Origin of the sequence: uncultured Dokdonia sp. (assembly GCF_947492535.1) — a bacterium.
GTDB lineage: Bacteria > Bacteroidota > Bacteroidia > Flavobacteriales > Flavobacteriaceae > Dokdonia.
The window spans coordinates 463,506-481,803 of the sequence record NZ_CANLNH010000001.1 but is presented as its reverse complement, the minus strand read 5'-3'; the positions used below and the strand labels follow the sequence as shown (position 1 = coordinate 481,803).

Genomic DNA, 18,298 nt, shown 5'->3' with positions numbered 1-18,298 from the left:
ATCTCAACGGTTATAGACGCTTGAGTTCTATGAGTTGTATATTTACATCTAGCAGTGTCTTTGTGTATATTTTCTTAAACTGCTCAAAGTATTTTACACCTGTTTCAACGCCTTCTCCTGTACTGATATTTTTTTCTATTTGTTGCAACAAATATCCTTGATGGGTCATCCCCAGATTCATAAAACTTGATTTTAACTTATGCGCAAGCTCACTAGCTCTTGTATAAAATTTTCTCTCAACACATGTACTTAAACTATTAAAATCATCAGGAGTATCTGCGATAAATATTTCTAAAAGAGATATAATAAATTCTTCGTCATTATCAAAAGTCTCTTTTAGCTTAGCAATATTCACCGTAGCACTATGCGTATCTTCTTTCTTTGGAGTGCTTACCTCATCTAAATTTGTTTCTTCATCAGAAACAAGCCAAAAAAGCACTTCTTTTAAAGCGTCTTCATCAACAGGCTTTGTGAGGTAAAAATCAATACCAGCTTTTATGGCATTTTTTCTAGATTCTGGAAAAACATCGGCAGTACACATGACTATGGGCACTTTTTTTATCGAGTCCTTATGAGACATTCGTATTTTCTTAATAGCATCTACCCCTCCTAATACGGGCATATGCATATCCATAAGTATTAGATTATAATACCCATTTTGTTTTTGGCTATAAACATCTACAGCTTCCTGTCCGTTATCAGCTATATCTACCTCAATACCAAGACGGTTCATAAGTTGCTTGATATAGAATTGATTCATGGTATTATCTTCTGCGACCAGCACACGTAATCCTTCAAGTTGTTTATCACAGCGCTTATGGGTCTTAATGTTTTCTTCGGTGCTTTGCAATTTACTCTTGGTAAGCGGAAGTCTAAAACAAAAACTAGACCCTTCACCCTCAATACTTGACGCTGTAAGTGTTCCATTTTGTAGATTGATAAGTTCTTTAGTGATTGCTAATCCAAGTCCAGTTCCATTTGACTTTGAATGCCCGGCTTCTTCTATCTGATAAAAACTATCGAAAATATGATTCAGTTTGTCTTTAGAAATCCCTATCCCAGAGTCTTTCACTTCAAAATGCACTTCAATTTGACCTTCATGAAGTTCTTTATACGATACAATAACACCTATATCTCCTTCGTGGGTAAATTTTATGGCGTTTCCAATCAGGTTTGTAAGAATCTGGTTAAGCCTATATTGATCACCTACGACAATATCAGGGATATTTTCATCAATTTCTGTATAAAGTAGAATCCCTTTTTCATTTGCCTTTGTCTTAAAGCCTTCGGCTAAAGAGGTAATTACCTTTCGTATGTTATAATTATACGATTGAATTGATAGCTTACCAGCTTCAATTTTAGAAAAATCAAGAATATCATTTACTATAGACAGTAGACTTTTTGCAGAAAAATTTATGCCTTCAATATTTTTTTTAAATTGCTCTGCATCTTCATTATCACTTTTTTTAATGATATCTGCAAGGCCTAGAATCACATTGAGTGGCGTACGTATTTCGTGACTCATATTAGAAAGAAAAGTCGACTTGGCCTTTGCTGCTTTTTGGACATGTTCCATTTGCTTACTTAAAACATCTAGGCTATCTCTTTTCTTAGTGATATTTTTTAAGAAAACACTATAGGTATCCTCTCCTTTATTATAATTATTTGAGATCGTGATCTCATAATATTCAAGAGACCCGTCAGATGTATATAAATGAATCTCTTCTCTTTTACCTAAAATATTTTTTTCTTTCTTGTGAGTACGATCCTCTATATCTTCTTTTAATTTTTGGGAAATTTCTACTGGTAGTAATCCAAAAATGTTTTGTTCATTTATATTTTCTTCTGATAAATTAAGAAACGTACGTGCTCTTTCATTAGCAAGGATCACCCTTCCGCTTTTTTCAAATAGAATAGCGCCATCAAGCATGTTTTCAAACATTGCTTTATATAAAGAAGCATCTATTTCAGAAGCAATAGCAGGTGTATTTTGGTGTGTGTCTAGTATGTTGGTTCTATTCTGTAATTTAACTTCAGGAGTGGTCGGAATAGTTTCAGATGAAGCTAAAGGCCCTTCCTCAGGTAAATAATACATGATTTTATCAGAAGCTTTTAGGTTTTGATAGAAGTTGGTAAATTGTGAAAACCATGTATGAAATGGATTAATGATCGCTTTTTTCTCACAAATTTTATGTGTTTCAATACTGAGCGCATCTATATATTCTCTAATCTTACGCTTACAAGAAAGATAGTGTACAATATTACCTTCTAAGAGATCTAAATTTATATTCTTATCTAAAATAAAAGTTGGTTCAAGCACTGAAACATAGCCGCAATAGTCTGTAGCTGCTTTGTGTAAATAGTCTGAAAGCAAAAGAGCTAAAGCAATCTCTTCTGTAGACTCATTTTTATATAAAACAGAAAACGGTTGAGCATTTGCTATTGAAGGGAAAAAATCTTGTAACTCTTTGCGAAGAGATACCGTATTCCCTAAAAATCCAACATCATGATAAAGGAGATAATGTTCTATTTCTAAATAACACTCAACTAGTTGATAGCTTGATTTTGTAGGATCAGGATTAAAATCAATATTGGATATTTTCTCTTTAAGAGCATCAAGTTTCTGAGATGTAATTCCTTGAGAATAAAAATGTTGTAAAAATTCTTGATAAGGACTACTTGAGCCAATTGATGTCTCATCAATGACCGATGACTTTTGAAAAAGTCGATTAATTAATGTATTCATTAAACAATATTCAGATTAGGGGCGTCGCAATTTAGTGTTTTTTGGCATATAATTTCAAATTAGTTTCTTTATAAGCATCCTAAACTCCTAGAATATAGGGCTAAGTATGCTTTCGCGAAAGCGAACTCATGAACGTAGTAAGATCAACGTTAAAGTAATTCCCGATAATAGTTACCACCCCTTTTTTTCTTCAATATATATATCTTTAGTAATTTGGCATTATCAATACATAAACGCATAATTATGAAAATGAAAAAGACAATAAAAAAAATACTATTACTTACGTTTGCAGCTGTAGCTTTATGGAGTTGCAGTAGCGATGATTCTAATGTTCGTTCGGACGATTTTGAAAATGGAATTGTACTCGCTGCAGATATTACAACCAATGTTATCTTCAATGGTAATTTAGATGGAAACTTAAATGCTAACTTAGAATATAGAGATGCAGAAAATGGAGTTTTATTAGATAAATTAGATGTATTTATTACTTATTTAGATAGAACCGAAGACGCAGGAAATAGTGAAAATGCTATTACTGAAGAAGTATTATTACGTACTATAGAAGATACTAGTTTCTCTAATGGAGAAAATGATTTTCCAGTTCACAATCTAGTCATCACAACTGAAGATTTTTTATCTATTACCAACAATACCCTTGATGGTATTGCAACTGGAGATCAGTATTTAACTCGTTTTGAAGTTACATTAACCGATGGTCGTGTATTCTCTATTAACAACATAGGAAGCAATGGAGGACTCATTAGTGTATTTAATGTAGTAACTTCTGTTGAGTAAAAACAAATAGTTATTATAAAAAAAGGAGTTATTATAAAAATAACTCCTTTTTTTACAGCTATACTTTACATTCATTTAGTCTTCTATAAAAGCTCTTTGATTTGTGTGATGATCCAGCTGCCAAAACAAAAATATTTCTATTTTTCACCAACTTAATGCTAATCTTATCAATATGTGTTATACTATATATAAAAGGTATATTTAAAAACGATAAAGTACTTTAGGTAAAATTGCAAGTCCTCCTATATCTTGTTCTATAGCTCCTTTCAATTTATATGGGGAATACTGAACATCTGCCCCTAGTGTTATATGTGTATTTTTTGTAGGCGCAAATTTCCAATGTAGCCCTGGAGCTATTAAAAAAGATACCAATCCTCTACTTGCATTTCTATCATCATTATTAAAAAAACTAAAAGGTGTTTGAACAATCATGGTAGAAATACCGACGCCTAACCCTAATTCAACCCTACTTTTACTATTTTCTGAAGTTAAATTCTGATTAAAACTCAAAAATGAATTTACAATAAAATCAGTTGAAACAGCTTCTAATTGATCTATATCGTCTGCATTTTGAAGTATAAACTGATTTTCTTGAGAAGGTCTTATAAATTGAAATACTGCTACAATAGATTTATTTCTTCTAGAAGGGAAATAAACATTTACATCTATAAATGGTGAGGGCTTAACAAATGTAGCTAATTGCCCTTGTGGGATGAAGAGCCCTCCTCCTATTTCAAATTTAGGGCGTTGCCATTCTTTTTCATATTCCCAATACTCATTTGTAACTGTCTTTGGCTTACTTAAGTCTGACTGAGCTGACATCATGTATGTGCATAAGCTCATTACTATGACAAAATATATTTTTTTCATAATTGTTAATTTTAAAATGTTAGGTCTACTCGCAATGTTGTAATCGAATGATCGTGCGAGAATCTTTATTTAGTTTAGGTATGGATTTCTTTTAAAAGAGATTCCTTTTCTAATAAGGTATGCGTGATAGGAGCTAGGAACATCGTGTGTCCATTGTGGTAACAGTAATGTAATAAGAAGTCTATCTATATGTGCTATGTATCCAATAATTAGTGAAATATAAAATACCGTACCTGCATACTGAAATCCAAGCATGGATGTGAAGACTGCAAGAAGGGTTAATCCCCATAATTTTGATAAGAATGCATGTGATGCAGATTCTCTTTTAAACTTAAGTAGACTTACTACATAGCAGAAAACCTCTAAGCATAAAAGAATACGCACTTCTGTAATATGATCCAATATAAGATTTGGGTAGATAAACCAAGTGGCTATACCTATTGATACCCAGAATATCATATCTGCTTGACTGTCTAACCTGCGTAGTGTCGCTGTGGCGATTTGATATTTTCTTGCTATAATACCATCTAGGATATCAGATATTAATCCTAAATACATAAGAACTAAAATTAACGGAACAGCAGCTTCTCTATAGGCATAAGACATTCCAAAAATCATAAAAGCAGCAACGCATCTAAAAATAATGAGAGCTAAAGGAATATGTTTCATAAGTGTATGTGTTAAAAGTTTAGATCAAAACTATTGCACTATTCGCATATTTATTCATTCAAAACACAAGTATTGGATTTAATTTTTGTGATAATCACAAAAATTGTATTTTCATATCATGGAACAAGAACTTTTCTTAAAAGAAATCAGACACTCAATAGCTTCTAACACATCTCTAATTGAAGCTATTGCTACAGCACTTGATATAAGTTATGATGCTGCACATAGAAGAACGAGTTTAAAAAGTAAGTTTTCACTATCAGAAAGTGTCACATTAGCAAAGTATTTTAAACTCTCTTTAGATAAGTTATTTGTAAGTAAGCAAAGCAATTGGGTTTCTGTAGAAAAGACAGCTCCTATACGTAATGAAGAAGAATTAAAAATCTATTTTGAAAATTCATATACAAACCTCATCCCTTTATTAGGTAAAAAGGGGTGCAAATTAATATACTCGGCAAAAGACATTCCCATTTTTTATGACTTAAAAAGTGATATCATGATGCGTTTTAAGATATATGTCTGGTTAAAATTATTAGATTCTAATTTTCATTCTGTGAGTTATAGTGACTTCACTCCTAGTCTTGACATTCAAAAAATAGCAAAACGCCTAGGTCTTCTTTATGATGACTTACCTATTACAGAAATATGGGATCTCACAACAATAAATGGTACTTTAAAGCAAATTTACTTTTACTTTAAAGCTGGACATCTTACAGAAAAGGATGCTATTCTGATTACAGCAAGTCTTAAAGAAACAATCACTACTATTTCGCAACGGGTGATTAAAGACTCAACATATCTGTTATATTATAATGAGTTATTATTAATGAACAATAATATCTATGCAGAAGTTGAAGACCAACAATCACTATATATTCCTTTTACACTCCTTTCCTATTATCGTACTTCAGATAGGATTACCTGTGATCATGCAAAAACATATCTAGACAAGCAATTGCAACATTCTAAGTTATTGAATACTGCCGGAGAGAAAGAAAGGAATACGTTTTTCAATAAAATTCATAAAAAAATCCAAGCATTAGAGCATCTTATTAATGCTTCTGAGACCTTGGATTTTGAGTAAAATATTCTTTATACGCTTTCGCGAAAGCAAAATTATATACATTTAATGCATTAGCGACGCAACCTTTTTCTATTTGCTAGACTATTAAGATAAGTTTAATAGCTATAAACTGAATAACAAATCATTGGAAAAAACACAACTTATTGCTGGATGCAAAAAAAATGATCTAGCAGCCCAAAAATTATTATTTCTAAAGTATAAGGATCTTGTATACACAACATCTTTAAAGTACTGTAGAAATGAAGCTGAGGCTGAAGATAATGTACATGATGTTTTTATCATCATATTTGAAACGATCCATAAATATAAAAACAAAGGATCTTTTGAAGGGTGGATAAAACGTATTACAATTCATAAAGCTGTAGATAAGTTTAGACAAAGAAAAACGACAGATTTACCCTATCAAATAGAAAGTAACACTAGCGAAGTAACTATTGATAAAGAACATATAGATATACCTATTGATTTTATTTTTAAAGCTATTCAAGAGTTACCAGGCAGATATCGTCTTGTATTTAATCTTTATCAATTAGATGATTACTCTCATAAAGAAATTGCAAAAATGTTATCAATTTCTGTAGGGACATCAAAGTCTAATTTTCATCGTGCTAAGCAAATTTTAAAAGAAAAAATACTAGCATTTTCTAGTGCCAAAATATTGAATTTATAACCTATGAAATCACAAGAAGATATAGGAAGTTTAATTAAAACTAAACTACAAGCAACAGAGAAAGTTTCTAATGAAGCTACTTGGGAGAGAATACAACATTCTTTAGAAGAACGTAAACAAAAAAGAAGATTTGCATTTTATATAAAATTAGGATCTGCTGGGTTATTAGTTCTAATTGGTGTTCTATTTATAATAAATTATAGTAGTCATTCTTCTATAAATACGACCGTTTTTGAAGAAAAAACAACTATAGAAAATGTAGACACTAAGGCTATATCTATAGAAGAAAAAGCAAGTTATGAAGTAGCTCCTGATGTTACCGCAGGTACAGATCCTAAAAACAACGAAGAAAACGAAGTACAAGATCTTAAAATTAATAAGAAGCAAGAAACACCAACTTCAAAAAGTGTAGTTAAATCAACTACAACCCAAAAAGAATCTAATATAAAAGAGCAACCTTCAAAAGGCAAAACTAAGAATGCTTCTAACGTAGTTGTTATTCCAAAAGAGAAAAATCCAAAAACAACTTCTCCATCACATACAACTGTAAATACAATGGATATAGATACTATTGTAAATAGAAATGATGTACCTGTTACTCAAACAACTCAAAAAGTATACTACTATTACAATAGTAAAGATGGTCAAGAAATGAAAACCACAAATAAAAAAGAAATAGATTCTATTATAAAAGCAAATCAAATAAAAACAGATTCTTTAAAAACCAATCATTAAACACTAAATGATGAACCATCCATACTAAGGGTTTCTAGTATAGGTTGTTTTCTTCATAAGAAATGACGCAACCATTCTTAATCATATAAGTCTACTAGGTATAGAAAAGATACTCATAATTATGAGTATCTTTAAATTAGAAGGAATTTTTGATTTTTTTCAAAAAAAATAAATTTTATTTTATAATGACGCAACCATTTGTCATTATTCAGTCTATTCTAAAACAAACTAAAGTATTTGGAGCTCGTCCAACTCATAGAAAAATGTAAAAAAAGTGATCGACAATCACAGCAAATCCTATATAATACATATAAGGACAAGCTTTTTGCGCTTTGTTTAAAGTATTGTAAGAATCGTGCAGAAGCAGAAGATAATTTACAAGATTCTTTTATAAAAATATTTCAAAGTATCAAGACCTATAATGGCAAAGGGTCTTTTGAGGGATGGATGAAGCGAATTACTATAAATAGAGCTATAGATCGTTATAAAAAAGAACCATTTATAGAACCTATAACAGACCAACATTTAAAAGAAGACACAACAGTAGATATTGATGAAGTTCCTGTAAACCTGCAACAAATGCTAGCACTCATACAAGAACTTCCGAGTAGATACAGGTTGGTATTTAATTTATATGAATTAGACAATCACACACATGTGGAGATAAGTGAAATCTTAGGAATTAGTGTAGGAACTTCAAAATCAAACTTGCATAGAGCCAAATTAATTTTAAAAGAAAAAATCACTGCAACATATACAACCACCCAAAAAAACTCAATTGTAAATGGGTAATAGAAAAGACATAGGCAAATTATTCAATGAGCGGTTCAAGGATTTTGAACAAGCACCTGGTGCAGATTTATGGGATACTATTGCTTCAGAACTAGATCAAAAAAATGATCGAAGAATAGCTCCATTATGGTTATATTTTGGAGGTTTTCTAATTGTAGGAATGCTAACAGGATTATTATACTGGGCACCTTGGAGTACCTTAGCTCCAAATACAAACGAAGTACCAGAAATTGTAAGTACAACTCAGGCTTCTCAAAATGAAATAAATAACACATCATCTTCTTCTATAGAAAGGAATATTTCTAACGAAAAAACAGACACGAAACTTACAGATAACACATCTTCTATACCATCTGAAACAGAAGCAATAGCAAATCAAAATACATCAAATAATAATGCTACTACTAGTAGCACATCTCTAACAACAAATACATCGGGTGTTGCTACATCTTCTCAAAACACAAACGCTAACAACATAAAAAACACAGTTACTAAAACAATTGGCACTAAGAATCCAACTGGTCGCTATACTAACACAACTAATACTACTTTAAATCAAACAGCCATAAATACTTCTGTACAAGATGATGCAAGTGTACAAGATGATGCAAGAGTAGCGTCGATTTTAGGGATATTACAAACAATGAAAAGTGCTTCCCAAGAAGCTAGAGATCAAAAAGAACTTGAAGCAAAAACTGCATATCAAGCAAAAATCAAAAAAGAATTAGCGACCGCAATTGCTGCTCAAAAAGAAGACAGTAGAATTACAGCTCAAAAATGGTTAGACTCTTTACAAGCGATAGAAAAAGCAGAAAAAATCAAAAAAGACGCGCTTGCTACTGCAGCTCCAAAAGAAGAAAAACCAGTTAAGAAAAAAGCGCCTAAACTCCCTAAAACAGATGAAGAGCGAGAAAAAGATCGCAAAGAATCTGTAGATTATAAATTTGCAATATCCCCATATACTAATATACTAAGTTATGGATCACTAACGAAAGGCTCTTCAATAGATAATAGACTTGTAGACAATCCAAGAGATGCTATAGGAACTATAGGATATGGTATAAGAACCGACTATAAATTTTCGGAAAGATCTAGTATACGTTTTGGAATAGGTCTAGCTCCTTTACAATATAAAACAGAAAATTTCCAAGTACTTATTACAAACAATAATGTTAATATATTTCAACTCTCAGGAATTGATCCTCAAAACTTAGAACAATCAGGAGGTATTGAACCTAGCCCTGAAGCATTAGCCTTTTTTAATTCTAATGATGTTGTTAGTATAGAACAAGATATATCTTACATAGAAGTCCCTATTGATTATCAATATCGTTTTTTAAACAAGCGTCTTTCTATGAGTTTTAATTCCGGACTAAGCTTATTCGTTCTAACAAATAATAGAGTTTTTGCAACAGCAGATAGTGGAGAAAGTATCTTTATTGGAAGAGAAACTAGCCTTAAAGATTTAAGTTTAGCATTAAACTTAGGATTAGGGACTCATTATAACTTTTCTGACAAATGGAGATTAGATGTAGAACCCGCATTTAAGTATCAACTAAATCCATATACTGATAATATAGGTAATTTTAAACCGTATTATCTGGGATTACAATTTGGAATATCCTATAAATTTTAGATTTCCTGGTGTAAGATATTATATTCATACCCTTCTCTTTTTAATAAGGTAATGTGTGATTTAAAAACGTGAAATAAATTTTCTTCTGTTCTATAATTTACATCAAACTTTCTAGCTGCTTTTTTTAAAACTGGAGTGATATTAACATAATGCACGTGGTTTATGTCTGGAAAAAGATGATGAATTACATGATGATTAAAACCTCCAAAAAAGAAATTAGTTAGTTTATTATTTGTGCAAAAATCAGATGTAGTTGCTATTTGGTGTGTAGACCAGGTATGATCAAAATCCCCTTCTGCATTAGGAAGAGGAAATTCATGATGAGCTCCTACATGTGTAGACACTAAAGCAATACTAATAAGTATTCCCGAAAAAACGTTCATTACTAAAAATCCAAAAAATAGATGACGATTAATACCCATACTAAGAAGAGGCACTACGAGTATAAAACTCAAATATAAGAGCTTAAATAAAACTATTTTTTGAAAGGTTCCCTTTGGGTGTTTTTTTATGATTTTCTTTCCAAATCGTTGTACATAAAAATCTTGAAAGTCTCTAATTAAAAACCAATTAAGGGTATAACTAAAAATCAAAAGTATAGGCGTATATATATGCTGAAATCTATGGAACTTGAGATAGGCGTCTCTAGGAAATATACGTACTAGTTTTGATTGTTTAATATCACTATCAAACCCTATAACATTTGGATAGGGGTGATGTGCATATACATGACGTATACGCCATATATAGGAATTACCACCTAGTATATCAAAAACAATAGCATACCGTTTATTTACAGATTGATTTTTTGAAATTGAGCCATGAGCTGCATCATGACCTATATTCAAACCTAACAATATTGACAAAGTTCCTAACGTTGCATAACAAGCATAAAGCACAGAGATATGCTTTCCGTAAATGAGAAGAAAGCTATAAGTAACTATATACAAAGTGATAAAACTCCAAGCTTTAACATACCAAAATGAGGTTGCTTTTTTAGTCAATGCAGTAGCTGTAAAATAGGCGTTGATTTCAGTTCTTAAATACTTAAAAAAAATATCATCTTTTTTAAATTTAAGTGAGGGCATCGTATTTTTCATAATCTCTTTTTAATAACCAAAGCGTATAGTTTGCAGATGTATTTACAACCGTATCAAAACATTCAAAACCATAGCGTTCAAAAAGAATTTTATTCCTTCTCAAAGAGGTTTGTATATAAATAGGCAATTGTTGTTGTTTACTTTGTTCAAACAAAAAATCCCTCATTTGAATAATTGTTTGTGTCCTTTTTTCTTCAGGATGCACCGCCATTATTAAACAATATAAATACGGTGCATTAGGCATTTTACGTTTAATCAATCGCTGTAATTTCATCATTTCTATTATTTTGAAAATATCTATCACAGAGACAACAAAGAAGAAATAGAGTTGTATCTTTTTCAAAAGACCTATAAGAGTAACTCCATCTCCTTCTCTATAAAATAGCACCACTCCTTTTGTATCTGAATTTAGATACGCTCCTTTTTTTGACATTGCTAGTCGTATACAAAACTCATACAAGTTATTAAGTCGTTTTTTACAAGTGCCTGTCATCCATAAAAGATTTGGGTTTTCTATCATTGCTTTTTGCAAAACCTGTAATGCTATATTCTTGTTATATAACTGTATTGGGAAGATCATAGGAATATATGTTAAGATTAAAGTTTTGATACACTACCACATTTTGAGGTACTATACATTAACAAGACAAAAGGTTTTTGTTTATTAATACAATTCAAATTTTATAATTTCCTCTTATTATTCTTATCAGAACTACCTCCTACTTCTTGCAGTTTGTACGAAACGCTATTTTATTTTTTGCATTTTCTGCTAACAATCCCATGTATTGTATTGATTATTCTGTTTTTTTAAGAGAAACCCGTAATATGTAAGATATAATAGGAGCCTTATGATTTTATAAAGCTTAAAAAACGGACGCTTATTTTATAAATTTTTAGAGGTATTATACGCTTTCGCGAAAGCGGAAAAAGGATTATTTTCAATATAATTTAAAATTAATGTAAAGTTTTTGTAACATTATGCGACTTTATTACGTATAACTAGTACAACACTCAAACTAAAGTTGATTTTTACATGAGACAACTCAAAATTACCAAGCAGGTTACTAACCGTGAGACTGCTTCCCTGGACAAATACCTACAAGAAATTGGAAAAGTTGACCTGATTACCGCAGATGAAGAGGTGGAGTTAGCACAGCGTATTAAAGCCGGAGATCAACGTGCTTTAGAAAAATTAACCAAAGCAAACTTACGTTTTGTTGTATCAGTTGCAAAGCAATATCAAAACCAAGGATTAACATTACCTGATTTAATTAATGAAGGAAATCTTGGTCTTATTAAAGCGGCACAACGTTTTGATGAAACTCGTGGGTTTAAATTTATATCATATGCTGTATGGTGGATTCGTCAATCTATCTTACAGGCACTAGCAGAACAATCTCGTATTGTACGTTTACCACTTAATAAGATTGGTTCTATTAATAAAATTAACAAGACCTATGCATTTCTTGAGCAAGCACATGAGCGTCCGCCAAGTGCAGAAGAAATTGCAAAAGAACTTGATATGACGATTAACGACGTAAAAGAGTCTATGAAGAACTCAGGACGTCACGTAAGTATGGATGCTCCTCTTGTTGAAGGAGAAGATTCTAACTTGTATGATGTATTACGTTCTGGTGAATCACCAAATCCTGATCGTGAATTATTACACGAGTCATTACGTACTGAAATTGAACGAGCATTAGAAACATTAACGCCTCGTGAGGCAGATGTTATTCGTTTATACTTCGGATTAGGAGATCAACACCCTATGACTCTTGAAGAAATTGGAGAAACTTTTGATCTTACTCGTGAGCGTGTACGTCAGATTAAAGAAAAAGCAATACGCAGACTTAAGCATACGTCTCGTAGTAAAATATTAAAAACTTATTTAGGATAATATTCCTAATTACGGTAACAACAGTTTATCATAACTGTTCGTTTTTTGATTGATGAATGAATCCTCGGCTGATTACCGAGGATTTTTTTTGCACCTTGTTTATTAATAATTAGACAATCCCCCAAATTATCTATGCTATATAGTATATGTTATGTCAGCACATTAAGAAACGCCTTAGAGGGTAACGAACTAAAAGAGTTGTTTGATTCCTGTTCTACTAAAAATATTAAGAGGGGCATAAGTGGTATACTATTGCATAACTCAGGAAATTTTTTGCAGTATTTTGAAGGAGATGAAGTAAAAATAAAAGAGCTTTATTATTCAAAAATCAAAAAAGACCCAAGACATAAAAATATTATTACGTTGTTTGAAAAAGAAATAGATGTTTTATACTTCACAGGATATAAAGCTGGTTTTACATCGATCTTAGAAGAAAATCAAACGAAGAGTTTACGTTCGTATCTTAATTTACTCAATTATCTAGAGTCTTCAGAAATGGAAGCGCTCTCTAAAACGGTTAATTCTTTTATAAGTGCTGGATAAGAATTCTTAAAAAAGATGTAGTTTTACAAAAAATTATAAACTCTTATTCATGTCAGAAAAACTGATTGCCCCTTCCGTACTTGCCGCAGATTTTGCAAATCTACAACGTGATGTAGAAATGATAAATAATAGTGATGCAGATTGGTTTCACATCGATATTATGGACGGTGTTTTTGTGCCAAATATCTCTTTCGGTATGCCTGTATTACGTGACATTATAAAACATGCTACAAAAACAATAGATGTACATCTTATGATTGTAGATCCTGACAGGTATATCCAGACGTTTGCAGACCTTGGAAGTACTATTCTTACAGTCCATTATGAAGCATGTACGCATCTACATCGTACTGTACAAGCAATCAAAGCTACAGGAATGAAAGCTGGAGTAGCTTTAAATCCACATACTAGTGTACATCTATTAGAAGATGTTATTCAAGATTTAGATATGGTTTGCATAATGAGTGTTAATCCTGGATTTGGAGGGCAGAGCTTTATAGAAAATACGTATTCTAAAGTAAGTGCTCTTAAAGAACTAATTACACGCAAAAATGCTTCAACTCTTATAGAAATAGATGGAGGTGTTACAAATAAAAATGCAAAACAATTGGTAGATGCTGGGGCTGATGTACTTGTAGCTGGAAGCTATGTATTTAAAGCAAGTGATCCAGTTACCACAGTAAAAGAATTAAGAAAGCTTGTAAATTAATTACTGATATTAAGTATATTAAATATGAATAATGTACTATATGTCAGCGCCTTCTTTTTCTACTTGGACTTCATTATTTTTAGTCGTTAGTGCGATAGGATCTTTTTTGTCTATTCTTTTATTTACAGACAAAAATGGCAGAAAGAATAACTGGCCAATCGCTTCTATCATTCTTGGATTCTCATTAGTTCTAGTTCAGTATGTTCTCGTATGGACACAATATAGAGGAGAATACCCTCATGCTTATTTTTTTGATGAGGCATGGTATTTTTTCTTTGGACCTCTCTTTTATGTATACATTTTAAAATTCTATATAAAGGATTATAAAGTCAACTTTCTTCATTTTATAATCCCAATTATATTTACAATACTTACTGCTATCTATTTTATAAAGACGGAAGGTTTTACAGAATTTAAGGAAAGTAAAGAAGAGATTGCATTTAAACTTTATTGGGCATTAAAATCTCCATGGGTCGCTATAGGCATGCTCATTATATATATAATTATATGCTATGATTTTATAAAAATACACAGACCTCCTAAAGAAAATATAGCTACGCAACTACGCGGTAAATGGATTACATTTCTTTTGTCACTATTTAGTCTTTTTGTCTTAGCATATATAAGCTACTATGTATTAGTGAAATTTTCATTTTTTAATCCTACTTGGGATTACATAATTAGTTTTACAATGGCAATTGGTGTATATGGTATAGGGTACATGGTATACATGGAGCCAAAAATATTTAATGGCGAATTATTTACAAGTCTTTTTAAACCTTCCAAAAAAGAAAAAGAAACACTACGTCCGGAAACTAAAAAAGAATTTTACAAACAACTTACCCAACACATAGAAACCACTAGGCCTTATTTAAATAATGATTTAAGGCTTGTAGATATTGCATCTCATATAGGATTACCCACACATATTGTCTCCCAACTTATTAATGAGATGTCACATAAAAACTTTAATCAATTCATTAATGAATATCGATTAAAAGAAGCTGAAGAACTTCTTATAAAAGAACCAGATATGAGCATACATCAAATGTATTTTCATCTAGGTTTTAATAGTAGAACTACGTTCTATACTATTTTCAAAAACAAACATAACTGCACACCTCTTGAATACAGGTCTTTACATAGAAGTAAAACTTTGTCGTGACAAGGTAACCTTTATAATTTTGGACAATATCTTATGAGATAAGATTGAAATTAGTTTTCATAACCTTAAAAATCTGATTTTATGAAAACATTAAAATTACACTGCATTTTCCTTTTATTCTTAGCTGCAATACATAGTAATGCACAAGAACAAGAAGTACACTATTATGTAAGCGATGCTGGAAATTTCAATAACCCACCCTGGCAAATACTCAAGTTTGATGAAAACGGAGAAAATCCAGAAGTATTTATAGATGATCATATTGCTTGGCCACAAGACATTTTATTTCTTGAATCAGAAAATGAAGTATTAATCTCTAGTCTTAATACAGATCTTATCACAAAACATAATGCTCAAACTGGGGAGTTTATTGAAAACTTTGCTTCTGGAATTGATGGACCTACCAGAATGAAGATAGGTCCTGATGGTCTATTATATGTATTACAATGGCTAGGCAATGGTAACGTATTTAGATATCAATTAGATGGCACTTTTGTAGATGAATTTACGAATATAGGAGTTCCTCAAAGTATAGGAATAGATTGGGATAGTGACGGTAATCTTTATGTTGCTTCATTCACTGGAGATTCTGTAGAGAAATTTGATCAAAATGGTGTTTTCTTAGAAACGTTTATAGATTCTAATCTTTTAGGTCCTACTAATATTTGGTTTGAAGAAAATGGTGATCTGATTGTTATAGATTACAATGGAGGAACTGTAAAAAGGTTTGACAGTGAAGGTAATTTTATAGGAATCTTCATTGACGAAATTAATTTTGCCGAAGGCTTTGCCTTTCTTCCAGACGGAGATATTTTAATAGGTGACGGAAATAACAGTGCTGTAAATCGATACACTAGCGATGGGGTGCTTGTAGAGGTATTTATTGAAAGTGGAGCCGGCAATCTAATTACCCCTAATGCTATTGTACGTAGAGAAGTAACACTTGCTACAGAAGATTTTTCGGCTAAACAAGTAATCATATCTCCTACTATAGGGCGCACCTTCAATATAGACATTATTGATACATCAAAAATAGAAAATATAACTGTCTATAATCTTTTAGGTCAAAAAGTAACCACTCTTGATCTACAGCAAGAAACCGTTTTCTGGAATGCAATAGATGTCACAGAAGGTATCTATTTTATTAAAATCGTTGGAATAGACGGAATACAAGAATCACAAAAAGTGATTGTAAAAAAATAGCACCACAAATACAATTAGCTTCTTAAAAAAAAGCGATCCTTTTTTAAAATAGGATCGCTTTTTTTATAATCTCTATAGTACGATGTCTAATCTCTTGACATAAAAATTCTCAGAATATACCAGAACAATAACATCAATGAAGCAAATAAGCCTAGGGCAGCTGCCACATATTGCTCTTCTTCATATTTATGAATCATATTTGATGTCGTATATAGTATAGACCCTCCAGCTAGTAATACCATTCCTACACTGAACCATAATCCTAAATCAAATCCAAATATAACACCTGCGACTATAAGACCCAATGCAACAAAGAAACCTATCGCTAATATGGATTTTAAAAATGAAAAATCTTTTTTTGTTACAAACACAATAGTAGATAGCCCAGCAAATAAAGCAATAGTCATAACAGCTGCTTGTTGCAACATTTGAACACCATCAATAGCTTGTAAAGCAAATAACAGCATTGGGATAAAGATGAAAGCTTCTGCTATCACATATATAACCAATGCGATATAATGTGTATTCTTATCTTCTGATTTTAATGCTAAATTTTCAGCATAGTTTGTAACAAACATGAAAACTCCTAACAGTAGTAACCAACTCCAGCCTCCTATCAAAGAAGCTGCAAAATTCACAATTGCTGGTGATTGGAAAAACAAAAATTCTGTTATTATAAAAAGTAGTACGGCTAATGCAACATGTGTATATGTCTTCCTGTAAAAAGCAGCACGACGTTCATCGGTCAAACCACTTACAGGCATCATTTGAGGATATTCAGGAGATTCCATAGATTTAATTATTAATTGTTTCGTTATTATTATTTATTTTAAAATAGATTAATATCCTGCAAAATCAAAATTCAGCAAGCATTTTTGATATGCGTATAATTGAGGAAAATGTGTTTCAAAATCTTTTGGAGACTCAATAAAATATTCAGCCAGAACCGCCATAAATTCAAATTCGTTTGTAAAGGCATATGCTCTAAAATAACGCACCTCATCTAGCTTGTCTTTAAGATCTTGATCTGTGAGTCTTCTTAGTATTTTTTGAAATTGACGCTCAAATCTTAAAGCATCTACATCACTACTCTGTTTTGCCCCAAGTTGCAAGGCATGCATAAATTCATGGATTCCTAGATTAAGATTATCATCGGTAATACGATATCCATTTTCGAAATCTTCCCAAGATAATACAAGTGCTTTCTCTCTAGGGTTAAACTCTCCTTTATGATACTCCTCATTCATGCTACTATAAAACGCTTTTGGATAAATGAGAACATAATCAATAAGTTTATATTTATAATTTTTCCTTCCAAAAGTCAGCATACAACCAATAGCAGAAATAAGCACGATCATACGATCTGTCACTTCAAGATTGTCTCTTCCTATAAACTCTTTATCTTTTATAAAACACGCAACTCTGTGCTCAAAACGTTTTTTTTCTTTAGCTGTTAATAATGTATAAAAGTGAAACTCATTGGAGAGCACCTTTATTTGCTTTCGCGAAAGCTTTCTAAAAACAAATATATCTCTATACAATAAGCGATCATTCTTATTTGCATACCAATTTTCATAAATCCGAAAGAATATATAGAGGAACCATAAGATTAAAAATCCTATTAAATATGGTATTAACCAATCGTATTCTTCAACATATCCTTGAGTAATTATAAGCATACCAT

General features: G+C 31.5%; 18 protein-coding genes. 11 read left to right on the top strand and 7 right to left on the bottom strand.

Annotated elements, in window-relative coordinates; genetic code table 11:
• Positions 1 to 10: 10 nt before the first annotated feature.
• Positions 11 to 2,746 (bottom strand): ATP-binding protein, encoded by a 2,736-nt coding sequence (locus tag Q1A60_RS02210; RefSeq protein ID WP_299763528.1) that lies wholly within the window; start codon positions 2,744 to 2,746, stop codon positions 11 to 13.
• Positions 2,747 to 2,995: 249 nt separating this feature from the next.
• Here Q1A60_RS02210 and Q1A60_RS02205 point away from each other — a divergent pair, with 249 nt between their 5' ends.
• Positions 2,996 to 3,541 carry a hypothetical protein gene (locus tag Q1A60_RS02205; protein ID WP_299763526.1) on the top strand — a complete coding sequence of 182 codons (546 nt, stop codon included), beginning with the start codon at positions 2,996 to 2,998 and terminating at the stop codon, positions 3,539 to 3,541.
• 201 nt (positions 3,542 to 3,742) lie between these two features.
• On the opposite strand, the gene Q1A60_RS02200 is transcribed toward Q1A60_RS02205, so the two are convergent.
• Entirely contained in the window at positions 3,743 to 4,411 is a 669-nt protein-coding gene (locus Q1A60_RS02200; protein ID WP_299763524.1) for a hypothetical protein, read from the bottom strand.
• Positions 4,412 to 4,480: 69 nt separating this feature from the next.
• Complete coding sequence (locus Q1A60_RS02195) at positions 4,481 to 5,080, bottom strand: CDP-alcohol phosphatidyltransferase family protein (RefSeq protein ID WP_299763522.1); 600 nt, start codon at positions 5,078 to 5,080, stop codon at positions 4,481 to 4,483.
• A 118-nt stretch (positions 5,081 to 5,198) separates the two neighbouring features.
• On the opposite strand from Q1A60_RS02195, the gene Q1A60_RS02190 reads away from it, so the two are divergent.
• From Q1A60_RS02190 to Q1A60_RS02170, 5 genes are all read left to right on the top strand, one after another.
• A complete protein-coding gene (locus Q1A60_RS02190; protein ID WP_299763520.1) occupies positions 5,199 to 6,164 on the top strand; it encodes a hypothetical protein in 966 nt (321 codons plus the stop codon).
• Between the two features lie 124 nt (positions 6,165 to 6,288).
• Positions 6,289 to 6,834 carry a sigma-70 family RNA polymerase sigma factor gene (locus Q1A60_RS02185; protein WP_299763518.1) on the top strand — a complete coding sequence of 182 codons (546 nt, stop codon included), beginning with the start codon at positions 6,289 to 6,291 and terminating at the stop codon, positions 6,832 to 6,834.
• A gap of 3 nt (positions 6,835 to 6,837) precedes the next feature.
• The gene (locus tag Q1A60_RS02180; protein ID WP_299763516.1) at positions 6,838 to 7,569 is read left to right on the top strand and encodes a hypothetical protein; all 732 of its coding nucleotides are present in this window, start codon (positions 6,838 to 6,840) and stop codon (positions 7,567 to 7,569) included.
• A 237-nt stretch (positions 7,570 to 7,806) separates the two neighbouring features.
• The gene (locus tag Q1A60_RS02175; RefSeq protein ID WP_299763514.1) at positions 7,807 to 8,361 is read left to right on the top strand and encodes an RNA polymerase sigma factor; all 555 of its coding nucleotides are present in this window, start codon (positions 7,807 to 7,809) and stop codon (positions 8,359 to 8,361) included.
• Positions 8,354 to 9,997 carry an outer membrane beta-barrel protein gene (locus Q1A60_RS02170; RefSeq protein ID WP_299763512.1) on the top strand — a complete coding sequence of 548 codons (1,644 nt, stop codon included), beginning with the start codon at positions 8,354 to 8,356 and terminating at the stop codon, positions 9,995 to 9,997. The genes Q1A60_RS02175 and Q1A60_RS02170 overlap by 8 nt, the downstream gene beginning before the upstream one ends.
• Here the strand turns inward: Q1A60_RS02170 and Q1A60_RS02165 are convergent.
• Both Q1A60_RS02165 and Q1A60_RS02160 read right to left on the bottom strand, forming a co-directional pair.
• Positions 9,994 to 11,097 carry an acyl-CoA desaturase gene (locus tag Q1A60_RS02165; protein ID WP_299763510.1) on the bottom strand — a complete coding sequence of 368 codons (1,104 nt, stop codon included), beginning with the start codon at positions 11,095 to 11,097 and terminating at the stop codon, positions 9,994 to 9,996. The two genes, Q1A60_RS02170 and Q1A60_RS02165, sit on opposite strands and share 4 nt — an antisense overlap.
• Positions 11,072 to 11,677 (bottom strand): hypothetical protein, encoded by a 606-nt coding sequence (locus Q1A60_RS02160; protein ID WP_299763508.1) that lies wholly within the window; start codon positions 11,675 to 11,677, stop codon positions 11,072 to 11,074. The genes Q1A60_RS02165 and Q1A60_RS02160 overlap by 26 nt, the downstream gene beginning before the upstream one ends.
• A gap of 453 nt (positions 11,678 to 12,130) precedes the next feature.
• On the opposite strand from Q1A60_RS02160, the gene Q1A60_RS02155 reads away from it, so the two are divergent.
• The 5 genes from Q1A60_RS02155 to Q1A60_RS02135 all read left to right on the top strand — a co-directional run bounded on the left by Q1A60_RS02155 (position 12,131) and on the right by Q1A60_RS02135 (position 16,614).
• On the top strand, positions 12,131 to 12,994 hold the full coding sequence (locus Q1A60_RS02155; protein WP_089373128.1) for a sigma-70 family RNA polymerase sigma factor: 864 nt from the start codon (positions 12,131 to 12,133) through the stop codon (positions 12,992 to 12,994).
• A 132-nt stretch (positions 12,995 to 13,126) separates the two neighbouring features.
• Complete coding sequence (locus Q1A60_RS02150) at positions 13,127 to 13,537, top strand: BLUF domain-containing protein (protein ID WP_299763506.1); 411 nt, start codon at positions 13,127 to 13,129, stop codon at positions 13,535 to 13,537.
• A 49-nt stretch (positions 13,538 to 13,586) separates the two neighbouring features.
• Positions 13,587 to 14,246: a ribulose-phosphate 3-epimerase gene (rpe, locus tag Q1A60_RS02145; protein ID WP_299763504.1), complete on the top strand. Its 660-nt coding sequence runs from the start codon at positions 13,587 to 13,589 to the stop codon at positions 14,244 to 14,246.
• A gap of 40 nt (positions 14,247 to 14,286) precedes the next feature.
• Positions 14,287 to 15,411 (top strand): AraC family transcriptional regulator, encoded by a 1,125-nt coding sequence (locus Q1A60_RS02140; protein ID WP_299763502.1) that lies wholly within the window; start codon positions 14,287 to 14,289, stop codon positions 15,409 to 15,411.
• Between the two features lie 81 nt (positions 15,412 to 15,492).
• Positions 15,493 to 16,614 carry a T9SS type A sorting domain-containing protein gene (locus Q1A60_RS02135; RefSeq protein WP_299763499.1) on the top strand — a complete coding sequence of 374 codons (1,122 nt, stop codon included), beginning with the start codon at positions 15,493 to 15,495 and terminating at the stop codon, positions 16,612 to 16,614.
• Between the two features lie 86 nt (positions 16,615 to 16,700).
• Here Q1A60_RS02135 and Q1A60_RS02130 read toward each other — a convergent pair whose 3' ends face one another.
• Entirely contained in the window at positions 16,701 to 17,405 is a 705-nt protein-coding gene (locus Q1A60_RS02130) for a Bax inhibitor-1 family protein (RefSeq protein ID WP_299763497.1), read from the bottom strand.
• Between the two features lie 48 nt (positions 17,406 to 17,453).
• Positions 17,454 to 18,293, bottom strand: a complete 840-nt coding sequence (locus tag Q1A60_RS02125) for a zinc-dependent peptidase (protein WP_299763495.1) — start codon at positions 18,291 to 18,293, stop codon at positions 17,454 to 17,456.
• Between the last annotated feature and the right edge of the window lie 5 nt (positions 18,294 to 18,298).

Bases quoted from the DNA above. Each gene is read 5' to 3' on its own strand.
- Q1A60_RS02155 (WP_089373128.1), top strand. From the start codon at position 12,131: ATGAGACAACTCAAAATTACCAAGCAGGTTACTAACCGTGAGACTGCT.
- Q1A60_RS02150 (WP_299763506.1), top strand. From the start codon at position 13,127: ATGCTATATAGTATATGTTATGTCAGCACATTAAGAAACGCCTTAGAG.
- Q1A60_RS02160 (WP_299763508.1), bottom strand. From the start codon at position 11,677: ATGATCTTCCCAATACAGTTATATAACAAGAATATAGCATTACAGGTT.
- Q1A60_RS02165 (WP_299763510.1), bottom strand. From the start codon at position 11,097: ATGAAAAATACGATGCCCTCACTTAAATTTAAAAAAGATGATATTTTT.
- Q1A60_RS02135 (WP_299763499.1), top strand. From the start codon at position 15,493: ATGAAAACATTAAAATTACACTGCATTTTCCTTTTATTCTTAGCTGCA.
- rpe (WP_299763504.1), top strand. From the start codon at position 13,587: ATGTCAGAAAAACTGATTGCCCCTTCCGTACTTGCCGCAGATTTTGCA.
- Q1A60_RS02210 (WP_299763528.1), bottom strand. From the start codon at position 2,746: ATGAATACATTAATTAATCGACTTTTTCAAAAGTCATCGGTCATTGAT.
- Q1A60_RS02125 (WP_299763495.1), bottom strand. From the start codon at position 18,293: ATGCTTATAATTACTCAAGGATATGTTGAAGAATACGATTGGTTAATA.
- Q1A60_RS02190 (WP_299763520.1), top strand. From the start codon at position 5,199: ATGGAACAAGAACTTTTCTTAAAAGAAATCAGACACTCAATAGCTTCT.
- Q1A60_RS02205 (WP_299763526.1), top strand. From the start codon at position 2,996: ATGAAAAAGACAATAAAAAAAATACTATTACTTACGTTTGCAGCTGTA.
- Q1A60_RS02200 (WP_299763524.1), bottom strand. From the start codon at position 4,411: ATGAAAAAAATATATTTTGTCATAGTAATGAGCTTATGCACATACATG.
- Q1A60_RS02180 (WP_299763516.1), top strand. From the start codon at position 6,838: ATGAAATCACAAGAAGATATAGGAAGTTTAATTAAAACTAAACTACAA.
- Q1A60_RS02140 (WP_299763502.1), top strand. From the start codon at position 14,287: ATGTCAGCGCCTTCTTTTTCTACTTGGACTTCATTATTTTTAGTCGTT.
- Q1A60_RS02195 (WP_299763522.1), bottom strand. From the start codon at position 5,080: ATGAAACATATTCCTTTAGCTCTCATTATTTTTAGATGCGTTGCTGCT.
- Q1A60_RS02130 (WP_299763497.1), bottom strand. From the start codon at position 17,405: ATGGAATCTCCTGAATATCCTCAAATGATGCCTGTAAGTGGTTTGACC.
- Q1A60_RS02170 (WP_299763512.1), top strand. From the start codon at position 8,354: ATGGGTAATAGAAAAGACATAGGCAAATTATTCAATGAGCGGTTCAAG.